The organism is Pseudomonas sp. PvP027 (assembly GCF_017833005.1).
GTDB lineage: Bacteria > Pseudomonadota > Gammaproteobacteria > Pseudomonadales > Pseudomonadaceae > Aquipseudomonas > Aquipseudomonas congelans.
Genome location: NZ_JAFIBK010000001.1, coordinates 3971502 through 3984801, shown reverse-complemented (window position 1 = coordinate 3984801; position 13300 = coordinate 3971502). Strand labels below are relative to the sequence as shown.

Annotated in this window: 11 protein-coding genes; 8 read left to right on the top strand and 3 right to left on the bottom strand. The window is 57.0% G+C overall.

The window, feature by feature from the left end; all coding sequences use genetic code 11:
- Window positions 1-10: 10 nt before the first annotated feature.
- On the bottom strand, window positions 11-2929 hold the full coding sequence (locus JOE33_RS17130) for an EAL domain-containing protein (protein ID WP_122694730.1): 2919 nt from the start codon (window positions 2927-2929) through the stop codon (window positions 11-13).
- Window positions 2930-2960: 31 nt separating this feature from the next.
- Window positions 2961-3782, bottom strand: a complete 822-nt coding sequence (locus JOE33_RS17125) for a phosphate/phosphite/phosphonate ABC transporter substrate-binding protein (RefSeq protein WP_209924150.1) — start codon at window positions 3780-3782, stop codon at window positions 2961-2963.
- Window positions 3783-4099: 317 nt separating this feature from the next.
- Here JOE33_RS17125 and JOE33_RS17120 point away from each other — a divergent pair, with 317 nt between their 5' ends.
- Window positions 4100-4987 (top strand): serine hydrolase domain-containing protein, encoded by an 888-nt coding sequence (locus JOE33_RS17120; RefSeq protein WP_096139365.1) that lies wholly within the window; start codon window positions 4100-4102, stop codon window positions 4985-4987.
- Window positions 4988-5060: 73 nt separating this feature from the next.
- Here the strand turns inward: JOE33_RS17120 and JOE33_RS17115 are convergent, their stop codons facing one another.
- On the bottom strand, window positions 5061-6191 hold the full coding sequence (locus JOE33_RS17115; protein WP_010438243.1) for an ROK family transcriptional regulator: 1131 nt from the start codon (window positions 6189-6191) through the stop codon (window positions 5061-5063).
- 165 nt (window positions 6192-6356) lie between these two features.
- Between JOE33_RS17115 and JOE33_RS17110 the strand changes: the two genes are divergently transcribed.
- The 7 genes from JOE33_RS17110 to JOE33_RS17080 are packed head-to-tail and all read left to right on the top strand — an operon-like array spanning window position 6357 to window position 13173.
- Complete coding sequence (locus JOE33_RS17110) at window positions 6357-7673, top strand: extracellular solute-binding protein (protein ID WP_032615689.1); 1317 nt, start codon at window positions 6357-6359, stop codon at window positions 7671-7673.
- The gene (locus JOE33_RS17105; RefSeq protein WP_187624880.1) at window positions 7670-8563 is read left to right on the top strand and encodes a sugar ABC transporter permease; all 894 of its coding nucleotides are present in this window, start codon (window positions 7670-7672) and stop codon (window positions 8561-8563) included. The genes JOE33_RS17110 and JOE33_RS17105 overlap by 4 nt, the downstream gene beginning before the upstream one ends.
- Window positions 8560-9453: an ABC transporter permease subunit gene (locus JOE33_RS17100; RefSeq protein WP_032615693.1), complete on the top strand. Its 894-nt coding sequence runs from the start codon at window positions 8560-8562 to the stop codon at window positions 9451-9453. The genes JOE33_RS17105 and JOE33_RS17100 overlap by 4 nt, the downstream gene beginning before the upstream one ends.
- Window positions 9450-10553 carry a sn-glycerol-3-phosphate ABC transporter ATP-binding protein UgpC gene (gene ugpC, locus JOE33_RS17095; protein WP_074594964.1) on the top strand — a complete coding sequence of 368 codons (1104 nt, stop codon included), beginning with the start codon at window positions 9450-9452 and terminating at the stop codon, window positions 10551-10553. Before JOE33_RS17100 ends, ugpC begins: the two co-directional genes overlap by 4 nt.
- Before the next feature lie 6 nt (window positions 10554-10559).
- A complete protein-coding gene (locus JOE33_RS17090; protein WP_010438227.1) occupies window positions 10560-11321 on the top strand; it encodes a glycerophosphoryl diester phosphodiesterase in 762 nt (253 codons plus the stop codon).
- Window positions 11318-12061, top strand: a complete 744-nt coding sequence (locus JOE33_RS17085; protein WP_003317091.1) for an inositol monophosphatase family protein — start codon at window positions 11318-11320, stop codon at window positions 12059-12061. The genes JOE33_RS17090 and JOE33_RS17085 overlap by 4 nt, the downstream gene beginning before the upstream one ends.
- Entirely contained in the window at window positions 12061-13173 is a 1113-nt protein-coding gene (locus JOE33_RS17080) for an endo-1,4-beta-xylanase (protein ID WP_187624879.1), read from the top strand. The genes JOE33_RS17085 and JOE33_RS17080 overlap by 1 nt, the downstream gene beginning before the upstream one ends.
- Window positions 13174-13300 lie beyond the last annotated feature (127 nt).

Genomic DNA, 13300 nt, shown 5'->3' with positions numbered 1-13300 from the left:
CAATACTACGTTACGCAACACCACTTTCAGAAAACCTTACATTCAGGCTACGTGACGCTTTAACCATAGCCGCACACTCATCACTGATGACAGGCTTACTAAACAGATAACCCTGCATTTGATCGCAGCCATACGTCACAAGCAGCTCTAACTGGTCAACTGTTTCGACGCCTTCTGCAATGACTTTAAGGCCTAATTCGTGCGCCAATACGATTACCGCCCTGGTGATAGCGGCGTCCTCATGATTGCTTGTGATGTCCTTTATGAACGCCCTGTCGATTTTGAGGGCATCCAGGGGAAATCGCTTCAAGTAGGCCAAACTGGAATAGCCCGTTCCGAAATCATCGACCGAAAGACTGATGCCATACGACTTTATATCTCGAAGTATTTCTACTGCCGACTCGGGATCGATCATCAGCATCGACTCGGTCAGTTCGAACTCTAAAAGAGCAGGGTTGATACCGTATGCTTCAACGATATGCTTGACGGTCTCGGCCAGGCCTTTTACCTGAAGCTGCCTGACGGACAGATTGATGGCGATCGGTACCAACCTTATATTATTCTCTTCCCAGCTTTTCAGGGTTTCACAGACTTTCCGGATAACCCATACGCCGACAGGAATGATCAGGCCAGTGTCCTCAAGAATAGGGATAAAATCAGCCGGAGAAACCATACCTTGCTCTGGATGATTCCACCGCAATAACGCCTCCAAACCACTTATCCTGCCATCGACAAGGCTGACCTTTGGCTGAAAATGCAGAATAAACTCATTGCGCTCAAGCGCCCCCCGCAATAGTGTTTCAGTTTGCAGGCGCTTAGTTAAACTTTCGTTCATCGTGGCGTTGTAAAACTTGAAATTATTACGGCCACTTTTTTTCGCATGGTACATGGCGGTATCCGCATTTTTTAAGATAACGCCCGTGTCACGCCCGTCAAACGGATAATTAGCAATACCTACACTCGCCGAAACAAACACATCCTGGCCGCCAAGGTTGAACGGTTTTCCCAACGCATCAACAACATGGGCTGCAAGCGATTTGATGAGGCTCTCGGAATAAACAGGGTGTGTGACAACGATCGAAAATTCATCGCCTCCCAGCCGCGCAACTACGCTATTTTCATCAATGCAGTCTTTCAAGCGTCGACCTGCCTGAATAAGCAATTGATCGCCCACTGAATGCCCCATGGTGTCATTCACGGCTTTGAATCTGTCCAAATCTATGAATATGACGCTTACCGCATCTGGCGATGAGGTTTTCCGACTGATTATCTCGCGCAGGTAATTGCTGAGAAACCAGCGATTAGGCAGATGGGTGAGCGAATCATTTTCGGCCAGATAGGTGAGCTTTTTCTTTGCGTCATACCTTTCAAGCGCGGCAGCCAACAGGTTGGCAAGTGTTTGAAGGTAGCTGACATCTTCACGGGTAAAGGGGTCATCAGTGCTGGCATACACCCCAAGAACGCCTTTGAAAACCTCCCTGCAAGAGATATCAACCTCTAGACCACTTCTAATGCTGTAAGCGCCCACTGTTTCATCAGGAAGCAGCGTGTAGCTATTATCAGGCGCATCAGAGTTAATGACAAAACCGGCGGAAGAAGCAGTCCCCTTAAAAAAACCATCATGATAACCACTGCGGACTTCAACGTGGGTCAAGCCAAACTCCGCCTTGAGGATAATCTCATGGCTCACTTGATCAACGACTAATAACGCCGCCTTGCTCAGGTTTAGTCCTTGCGCCGCCGTCAGTGCTGCCAGTTCACCCAGAGCACTGACGTTTTCCTCTGTCAATGCCTGCTGGCCAAACAGGGCGATAAGGTTTTGCCTTCTGGCGTTATCCAGAATCGCCACCTCAAACTCTTTTCGATCTGTAATATCGATATCGATGCAGATATATTTTTCAACGCAGCCCAGGTCATCGAGAATAGGTATGACAGTGCGTCGATGCCATGCCACCTTACCGGTACGACCTGAAAGCCTGACCTCGCCGTTCCACACCTCATTTTCCGGCGCCCATTGCCAGGGTTCATTGGCTGAAGACATGCCGGTCCAGACTTCATCGATCGTCAACTCTAAAAGCTCGGCTCGCGAATGCTGAGAGCTTGTTACGAATCGCTCGTTAACGTAAGTGATACGTCCGGAGGCCGAAACTTCGCAAACGATTGACACCTCATCCAAGGCATTTTTATGCTGCACCAAGGTATTCATCAACGACTCGATACGCAGGCCAAAGTGATTGCGCATACTCGCGGCAGTACGGTTTACCGCTTTTATAGCCTCCTGTATTTCCATGGGAGCATCAGCGACCAACATCGCTTCTGCTGCCACTGCGCCTGAAGCGATTTCTGCTTCATAAGAGTGAAGCTTGCCCAGGTGGGCAAGCGAGCGCTTGATCATGAACCCCATCAACATCAAGCTTATCAGCAAAAAAAATACTGCAAACAGGGTAGCCTGGATCACCAGGCTATAGAGTTCGGAAGCAATTCTCTCGGCATTAAAAGACAGACGCATCACACCATAATCTTTCCCGCCGACAGTGATCGGACGATTGACATCGAATAATCGTGCGGCGACTTCAGACTCTATCCACGCAGGGGCTCGTCCAAGAGGCGCACTGGCGGCCTCAAGGCGAATCACTCCACCCGACAGGTCAATAAACATGGCCGACTTGAACGGCGAGCGAGCCAGGGTTTTTTCGAGGGTTCTTTTGATGGTGTCGTAATCCCCGATGACGACACTCTCCTCGACCGCTTGCGCGGCTACCTCGATCAGCATATTAGCGGTGTCTTGTATCTCTTCAATATGCTGAAGCAGCTGGTTTTTATAAAACAGACCCAGGCCCGTCGTCAAAAAAGTCAGTATCAGAATGCATAACATCGCCAGTATTCGCGATGTCAGTGATTTGGGTAGCAGGCTTTTAAAGAAATTCATTAACAGCCTCTCCAGCCAAGGTTGGAATTATTTACTTAAGGTTTGCTGGCAAACCATTATAAAAAGCTCGATAGGACGCATAATCCGCTTCCGTCGCGGGAATGAAAGTAATCGGTGTCGGTGCATGGACTAGCTCGGTCGCCTCCTGAAGAATCCGGCGACCGTAGGCATCATGTGGCATATTGAAAAATGCATTGGCTACCGCATCACGTTCTTTTTTAGAAACCCGAGGGGATGCCATGAGGGCTAAATCATTGAACGAGGCCGAACTCCACAGTACGCGGAACGACTTCCCTTCTCGCTCAGTGTAGCCGCTGACAAGCTGTGAGTTGGCCCCCATCGCTTGAGCCTTACCACTCAGGAGTTGGCTGAAAGCGCCATCCATGTTTCCGGCAAACACTGTAGACGTATTGATCCCTTTCTTGACCAGTTCCGAGTTCGTGACTTTATAAGCAATGAACGCTTCGGGCCCCGGATAAACGACTTCCTTGCCCTCCAGTTCCGAAAGGCTATGAATGGGCGAGTCGGCAGGGACCACGATTTGCCCCTCGAGGGCGGGCGCGTCACGGCGACCAAACACCTTCCAGCCCATCTTGTCGCGTTCCGGACTAAAAAGATGGTTGGTGAAAGCGAAATCAACTTCTTGCGCGAGCACATAACTCGTTGTATCCGAGGAGGTTCGCCCTAACTTCAGCGTTAGATTCACTCCGCTTTTTTCGGACACATACTTTATGATTGGATTCCAGAAACTGGCTGAAAGATTAAGATTGTATTGATTGACAGGCGAAAAATTGTACACCTTAAGTTCTTCAGAAGCCGCCATATTAGACAAGGCAAAAGACAGGACAACCATTATAGCCTTGCAGCTTAGGCGTAACTTCACTTGTCAACTCCACATGTAGACTGACGTCTTAATCAAAAGTGATTGGAGCCAACTTAAGCTCGGCAATCTAATAGATAATCGGCCGAGGCTCTTGAACCTTAAGCACAGATTTCATAAATAAATATTAATCGGACACCCCACACACCTGCCTGCCCACGCCACAGGCTGCGTTCTGCCAAAAGCAGTCGTTCAGCACCGCACAAACGGCTGACTTTTCACCCCGGCGAAGAAGAATAATTGAGATATCTTGTCCAGCTATCGATCCGCTCAACATTCCAGGGAAGCCAATGCTCATTTCACTCGTGTCAAATGGTCGGCCCCAGACGCCAGACCGATTAGAACTGATGGCCCCTTGGTGGAGCTTTACGAAAACGGTCCTGGCTGCGACAGCCCTATCATTGGTACGGGATGGACTGATCGGGTTGGACGATCCCGTTTCCGATCAGCCTTTCACGTTACGCCAGCTACTGCGGCATGAAGCCGGCCTGGCTGATTACGGAGAGCTTACGGAGTATCACACCGCCGTTGCTAACGGTGAGCCAGCCTGGGCAGCAGATGAAATGATGCGGCGTCTTGACGGTACTCGACTTCGATACAGCCCCGGAAACGGCTGGCGTTACTCGAACGTCGGCTACTTGTTCATCGGCAGGCTAATTGAACGACTGACTGATCTGACGCTTGACGATGCAGTGAGTCAACGTGCTCTTGCCCCTCTGGGCATCTCGAACGCTCGCTTTGCTAAAACGCGAGCAGACTTACAAACGACCCATCCGGGAAATACCTCGAATTATGACCCCGCCTGGGTTTACCACGGCTTGTTGATCGGCCCGATTTCGCAAGCAGCGCTATTTCTGGATCGACTCTTCTGCGCAGACATCCTCTCCACAGACTTGATTCAGGAAATGCAGACAGCACGAGCACTAGGCGGCCCGATTCCAGGACGCCCATGGATAAAGCCGGGCTACGGCCTCGGCTTGATGCAAGGTTCGATTGACGGTGGGTACTCTCTATCCGGGCACACAGGCTGTGGACCAGGCAGCGTCATTGCTGTCTATCGCATCGGCGACGGCGATGTATCGGCTTGCTGTGCTGTTTTTGAGCCGAACGTTAGCGAAGGTGCCGTTGAAGCCATTGCCGTAGAACAACTGATGCACGTTCTGCGACAGAATGGCTGAAGGCGTCAAAATGCTTTTGGCGTAGATGTCATCATTCGTTGAATGCCCGCTTCGAATCGATACTGGCGACAGATCAAACAAAAAACCGCTCCTTCAACGGCACCAGCGCCGCCCCCAAGGCTGCCGCATCCCCGTGCGTCTCGCTCAGCAATAACTGCGGCCGAGGCGGTGGGGAGTTGTAGCGATGGGTACCCCAGAAGGTCGTCGCGGCGATCAGGCGTTTTCCCAACTCGGGCGGTAATTGCCCGCCAAACACCACGGCCTGCGGATCGAACAGGCCTGCCAGTGCGTTGATCAGGCGATCCAGTGTGGGCTTGACGCGTGTCACCCAAGTATCCACACCGGGCCAGTCGGGGTCGAAGCGCAAGCGCAAGTCTTCGATCGAGTCGACCTGCACGCCACTCTGATGCAGGTCTTCCAGCAAGTAGCGCAAGGCCGGGCGGTTTATCGACTCTTCGTCGTTGTAGAGGGTGATCTCGCCCGCGTTGCCGTGGCTGCCGAAATACGGCTTGCCGTTGATGACGACGCCCGCGCCGAAGCCGAAGTTGAACGACAGGTAGATGAAATTGCTGGCCCAGGCGCCCACACCTACCAGGCTTTCGCCGATGGCTGCGGTGGTGGCGTTGTTTTCCAGCCAGACCGGCATGCCGAAGCGTTCTTCCAATACCGGTTGCAGGTCCATCAATGACCAGTCGCGCAGCGGTTCCGGTGCATTGATCTGGCGGTTCTCAAGAAAAAAGCCGGCAATCGCGAAGCCTATACCGATGACCCGTTGCGCTTCGATGCCGTTGCGCTGAAGCATGCGTTCGATGGTCTTTTCCAGCGAATCCAGCGTGCTGTTGCGACTTAACGGCGGCGTGCGCAGGGTGACCTGTTCCAGCACATTGCAGCCCAGATCGGCTACGCAGACCACTGCCGAGTCGGTGTTGATCGATACACCGATGGCATACACCGCTTCGTTGACCAGTTCGATGCGCGGGCTAGGCTGGCCGCGGCCGTTCTTGACGCGCTCGCCACTGCGCAGCAGGCCACGACTGATCAGCTCTTCGATCAGCCGGTGCACCGACTGCTGAGCCAGGTCCATCTCGGTCGAAACCGTGGCACGGGTGATCGCGCCTCGACGACGAAGGATGTCCAGCAACTTGCGTTCATTGAGGCTCAACGGCTGGTGCGAATGAAGTGGCGTGTCGAGGTCGAGAGGCATGGAATCTTCAAATCATAGGAGGATTGAAACAGTCGGCGTGCGAAGCAGTGTATCGCCCACCATCCATTGCACACTTCAATCATGAAAATTTAATAAAAGTCGCGCAGGTCACAAATACTACACACAACCTGTATTAAATGGCATTGAGTTCTTGTGAGTGTCCTCATGCCTTCCATCCGTAAGATGTTTTCCGCGCTGGCCCTGCTGCCGCTCGCTGCACATGCCTTCGCTGCTCCGGCCGAGTTCTGGTACAGCCACGGTGGCGCGGCCGGGAGTGCCATCGCGGATCTGTGCAGAAGCTTCAATTCACAACGTGAAGAAAGTGATCGTCTGCACTGTGTTTCCCAAGGCAGCTATGAGCAAACGCTGCAGAAAACCGTAGCCGCTTACCGGGCGGGCATAGGCCCGGCACTGGTGGAGATTTACGACGTCGCCACACCTGACATGCTCTTGGGCGGTGCCACCCGACCTGTAGAGGCGATCATGGCCGATCACCACAGGGCCTATCCCGACGACACCTTTCTCCCAGCCTTGCGGCGCTACTACGCCGACGATCACGGCACGCTCGCGGCGCAACCTTTTGCGGCATCCACAGCCGTGCTCTACACGCACCGGAATGCGCTGGCTGCTGCAGGAATCAGTGAGCCGCCCGCCACCTGGCAAGCCTTTGCGGAGGCCTTGCGGGCCCTGAAGAAAAACGGTCAGAAATGCCCGGTCGTCAGCGCGTTTGCGCCCTGGATCTGGCTGGAGCAGACCAGTGCAGCGCAAGGTACTGACATCGCGATTCGCTCCGCAGGCAGTGACCGATATCAATTCGACGAAGGCCCCCATCTGCGCCTCATGAAAGACCTCGCGCAATGGACCCGTGAAGGCCTGGTGGTCCATGAGGATGCCACTCGCAGCGGACAGCAGGCACTGGCATTTGCCACCGACGACTGCGCCATGCTGATCGACTCCACCGGGGCGTGGAATGTTGTGCACAGCACGCTCAGATCCGATATCCAGGTCACGGCACTGCCGATCTACGCGGGCAGCCAGCGACGCGCCAACGCCCCCGGAGGTTCATCGCTATGGGTGATGCGCGGGCATTCTGTCAGGGATTACCGGCTGGTCTCGGAATTCCTGGCGTTCGTGCTGCAGCCGGACAACCAGTTGATGTTCAGCGCACGGACGGGCTACCTGCCCGTCACTCAGGCTGCCGCTGCACGTTTGCAATCCACAGCCAGCGAGCCATCGGCAATCACGCTCGGACTGACAGCGCTGAACGATATCGACGGGCAGCCCTCCGCGCCCTTGCGCTGCGGTTTTATCACGCTGATGCGTCTGATCTGGTCGCAGGAAATGGAGAATGCGCTCGCGGGTCGCCAGAGCATCGATCTGGCCCTGCGCCAGACGACGTTGCGGGCCAACGAGCTGCTGGGGCTGTTTCACCAGATGCACCAGGCTCAGGCCAGCATCGAGTCAAACGAGGCAACGCCATGAAACCGCGTGCGCATTTCCCCCAGCCACGTCTGGCGCTGCTGTTTGCCCTGCCGCAACTGCTGGCGCTCGGGCTGTTCTTTTATTGGCCTGCGGTCCAGGCCATCTGGTGGTCGTTTCATCTGGTGCCGCCCTTCGGCGGTAATGAAATCTTCGTTGGCCTGAGCAACTACTGGCGTGTGCTGAAAGACCCCGGCGTGCTGGCTTCACTGGGCTCGACGCTGGTGTTCAGCTTATCGAGCGTCGTGCTTTCGATCCTCATCGCGCTGGTGCTTGCGCTGTGCCTGGAACTGAAACTGCGCGGCAACTCCATGTTTCGCAACCTGCTGATCTGGCCCTACGCGGTATCGGGCGCCACCATCGGTATCGTTTTTCATGTGCTGGCCAATCCGGTAATGGGCATTTTCGCCTGGCTCAACGCAATCGCACCCAGCACTTGGGCGCCCTACTCCAGCCCGATACAGAGCATGCTGTTGCTGATCGTGGCGTATGCCTGGTGTCTGGTGCCGTTCAACTTCGTGATGCTGGTCGCCAGCCTGAAATCGGTGCCCGACGACTACCTCGCCGCTGCGGCACTGGATGGAGCAGGTCCGTTGCGGCGCATGCTCGACATACAACTGCCCCTGATCGCGCCTTATCTGCTGTTCGTGTTTGTCATCGATTTGCTGGAAAGCCTGTCGAACAGTTTTGGCCTGGTCGACACGCTCACCCAAGGCGGACCTGGCGATACCACCAATGTGCTGGCCTACAAGATTTACACCGACGGTTTCGTGGGCCTGGATCTGGCAGGCTCATCGACCCTGTCAGTGCTCATGCTGCTGGCGGTAGTGGCACTGAGCGTCGCTCAATTCAAGCTCCTGTCGCGCTTCCAGCGTCGCGGGGTGAAAGCGTGATCGAGCATAACCGGCTGTTCAACGCAGGCGCTTACCTGCTGCTGATCCTGGGGTTGGTGTTCGCGCTGGGCCCGCTGTACATGGCGGTCTGCTCGGCGACCGTCAGCAATCCGCAACTGTTCGCCCACGGTCTGGCGGTGATACCCGGCGACCAACTGCTGGAAAATCTGCAGCAGGTCACCCGGCGTCTCGATCTGCTGCGCCTGCTGGGCAACAGCCTGCTGGTCGCCACGCTGGTGGTGATCGGCAAGCTGACACTCTCGGCGCTGACGGCCTTTGCCGTGGTGTACTTTCGCAGCCGCTACAGTTCGGTGATTTTCTTCGCCGTGCTGGGCGCGCTATTGCTGCCGCTGGAAGTAAGGATCATCCCCACCTATGCGGTGGCCAGTGATCTGCTCGGCCCCGTGCGCAGCCTGTTGCACTGGCTGGGCATTCAGTGGCTGCCGCTGCCGACCATCAACTTGCTGGACAGCTACCCCGGCCTCGCCCTGCCGCTGATTGCCTCGGCCACCGGCACCTTCCTGTTCCGGCAGTTCTACCAGACGCTGCCTGCTGAACTGGTCGAAGCCGCGCGCATGGACGGTGCCGGGCCCTGGCGGTTCTTCATCGACATCCTGCTGCCCCTGTCGAAGACCAACTTTGCAGCGCTCGGCACGCTGGTATTCATCGGCGCCTGGAAGGACTACCTGTGGCCACTGGTCGCTACCAATCGCGAGGACATGCGCACGCTGGTGCTGGGCGTGGCCAGCTTCCTGCCGACCGACGCAACCCAGGTCCCCGAATGGAACCTGCTGATGGCCGCTGCTGTGGTCAGCATGCTGCCGCCCATCCTCGTCATTGCGCTCATGCAGCGATGGTTTGTCAAAGGCCTGATCGGAGTCGGTAAATGAACGCGCTCACCCCTATTACCTGCGCGCCGGATATTGTCCTCAAGGGCCTGCACAAAACCTACGGCACAGAGCCCATCCTTCACGGGCTCGATCTGGTTTTCAAGGCGGGCGAGCTCAACGTCATCCTCGGCCCGTCCGGGTGTGGCAAGTCCACGTTGCTGCGCATGGTGGCCGGGCTGGAAGAGGCAAGCCAAGGGCAGATTCTAATGGGCGGCCGCGACGTTACGCGCCTGCCGCCCAAGGAACGCGGCTGCGCCATGGTGTTTCAGAACTACGCGCTCTACCCGCACATGAGCGTGGCAGACAATATCGGCTACGCGCTCAAACTGGCGCGGGTTGCACGTAAGGAGCGTGAGCAACGCATCCGCGAGTGCGCCGCGTCACTGGGCCTGGAGGACCTGCTGCAACGCAAGCCCGGAGAGCTTTCCGGCGGCCAGCGCCAGCGCGTCGCCATCGGTCGGGCGTTGATCCGCAAACCGCCGGTGCTGCTGTTCGATGAGCCGCTGTGCAATCTGGACAGCGCGCTGCGTCATGAAATGCGTCTGCTGATTCGCAGCCTGCACCGGCAGACCGGCGCGACGATCCTGTACGTCACCCACGATCAGACCGAAGCCATGACCCTCGCCGAGCATGTGGTGATTCTCGACAAAGGTCGTGTCGAACAGATCGGCACGCCCGCCGAGATCTACGATCACCCCGCCAGCACCTTCGTCGCCAGCTTCATCGGCACGCCGCCCATGAACCTGCTGCCGGTGCACTGCCTCGATGACAGGATTTTGCTGCTCGCCGATGGTCAACGCTTGCCTATCAAGCTCGGCATTGCCAGCAACCGGACCGGCAAATGGCTGATGGGCCTGCGCCCCGAGACCTTCATGCTCGACCAGGAAGGCATCACTGCCACAGTGGAGTCTTCGGAGAATCTGGGCAGCCACACGCTGCTGTATTGCCAACTGGCTGGAACGCGCTGCGTCGTCAGCCTGGCCGGACGGCAACATCAGATACCCACCCAGGTTCGACTCGCGATCCATTCCACGCCCTTGCTGTTCGATATCGAGACCGGCCAACGCCAGCTCGTGACTTTCTCCCACACCACCAAGTGACCCGCCATGCTCAAACCTGCTCCCCTCGTCCGCTCGTCCCTGATTGCCCATCGCGGTGCCAAAGCTTACGTGCCGGAAAACACTCTGCTGGCCCTGGAAAAAGCTGCCGCATGCGGCGCCGAGTGGGTCGAAATCGACGTGAAGCTGACCCGTGATGGCCAGCCGATCGTGATTCATGACGACTTGCTGGACCGCACTACCAACGGTCGCGGCGCCGTCGTGCTGCATGAGCTGAAAGCTATCCGCATGCTGGACGCGGGCAGTTGGTTCGCGCCTGAATTCGCCGGCCTGCAGGTCCCGACTTTTGAAGAGATCGTGGCCTGTGCGCTGCGCCTGAACCTGGGTTTGCAGGTCGAACTCAAGCCGACCATTGGCGACGATATCGAGACGGCTGAAGTGGTGATGCCGATCCTCAAAAATCTGTGGCCCGCCGACAATGATCGGTTGTTCGTCTCCAGCTTTTCGGTGCGCTCGCTCACTGCCGCCCGCCGCTTGTGGAACGACGTACCGCTGGCTATCGCCTGCGTAGTTGCGCCTGCCGACCCGGTTGCGCTGTTGGCCGAATATGACTGCCGAATACTTCACGTACTTGACGATATGCTCGATGACCATCACCTTGTCCGCCTGAAAAGCAGCGGCGTCGAATTCGCCGTGGCTACCATCAACAGCCCGAAACGTGCGCGCTACCTGCTGGAACATGGCGCACAGTCGATTCTCAGTGATTACCCGGACCTGTTGAACCTGCCGAACGGAGGCTGTCTGCAATGAACAACCGACTCAGCGTCGCCATGCAAGCCGTAGAGAAGGCCACTGGCCTGGCCATGGCGTATTTTAACGACCGCCACACCCTCGACATCACCACCAAAAGCGCGCAAGACCTCGTCTCCCGCGCCGACTTTGAAGTGGAACAACTGCTGCGTGCAGAACTGAGCAAACACTTCCCCGACGATACAATCCTCGGCGAAGAGATGGGCGGCGAATTCATCACCGATGGCTGGGTCATCGACCCCATCGACGGCACCGGCAACTACCTGCGCGGCACCCCACTCTGGGGAATCGCGGTGGCGTACATGTCGGCAGGCGAGCCCGAAATCGGCGTCGTCGCCTACCCGGCACTGGGCTACACCCTGGCAGCCCGCACGGGCGATGGCTTACTGCGCAACGGCGTCCCCTTCGTCCGCCCACAACCACCCGAGCACCTGCGCATCGCTGGCGTCGGTGAAAATACCCGCTGGGATGCCGAAGAGATGGGCAAACTGCACCTGAGCCTGCGCCGACAGGGCTGGGGCCTTGCTGGTTATCGCTGCGCCACCATCGGCCTGGCGTTCGCCGCTTTGGGGCAGACAGACGGCTACATGGAGAAATTCACCAGCCTGTGGGACATCGCAGCGGGCGCAGTGATCTGCCGGGAGGCCGGGTTGTTGTGCACGATTGAAGGCGAGCAGAAGCAAGGCTCGATGACGGTGATGGTAGGCCGTGAGGAATTGATGGGGATTTTTGGTGCGTAATGCGCCGGGCTAGTCGACGCAGTTTTCTGACTGCGTTTGTCCGCCTGCTGGCGTGCCTGCCCTTCGTCAGCAGCAGGCTGCTGGCGGCAGAAACCTTTACCGCGTTGCGCCAGCCTGCAGCCGAGAAAGGCATCAGGTTCGGCTTTGCGGTTGAGCCGGCAAAGCTGAATGACAATGCGGCCTATCGGCAACTGGTCGCCCGTCAGGCCAGCATCCTGGTCCCGGAAAATGCCTTGAAGTGGCAGACCCTCCACCCCGAACCAGAGCGTTACAACTTCGCGCCTGCCGACGCAATCGCGGCGTTTGCCAAAGCGCATGACCAGCGTATGCGCGGGCACACTTTCTGCTGGCATCGCTCTTTACCCGACTGGGTTCACCACACCGTCACCACGACGAACGCCGAAGCGGTGCTGACGGCTCACATCAGTACAGTCGCCAGCCATTATCGCGGCCTTATCAGCGCATGGGACGTCGTCAACGAAGCCATTCAGTTGGAGGATGGTCAGCCTGACGGGCTGCGCAATTCATTCTGGTATCAGATGCTCGGGCCCCGCTATCTGGACATAGCCTTCGAGGCTGCGCACAAGGCCGACCCGGACGCCCTGCTCTGCTATAACGATTACGGCCTGGAAAAGGATACCCATTACGGCGAAAGCCGACGCACTGCCGTGCTCGCCATGCTGCGTGGACTCAAACAGCGGGACATTCCGATACACGGCCTTGGCATTCAGTCCCACCTGCGTGCGGGCGACACATTTGGTCCGGGCCTTTCCCGCTTTATTCTGGCAGTGCGGGATATGGGGTTGTCGATCCACATCACGGAACTGGACGTCGACGACAGCCACTTGACGGGGTCCATTACAGAACGCGATGGAACAGTCGCGCAAACCTATAAGCGCTATCTGGAGCTGATCCTTGCCACGCGCTCGGTGTCGACGGTTATCACATGGGGTGTATGGGACAGCCCGCATGTTGCCGGCGCCACGGCCAGCAACGGGCCGCTGGCACAACGGGCATTGGCATTTGGCCCGCGAGGTGAGGTGAAGCCGGCGAGCTGGGTGATCGCGCATTGTTTCGAAAACGCGCAAACGCAGAAGGATGCGCGGCTTTAGGTGCACAGCGGATTTTTTCACGGCAGCAGTACAGCCAGCGTGGTTCAGCGCTTTCTGACACCTTAAAACGACGAAGCCCCCGATAAACGGGGGCTCCGGCTCTGGACCTGAACAGCAGGCTCCAGCT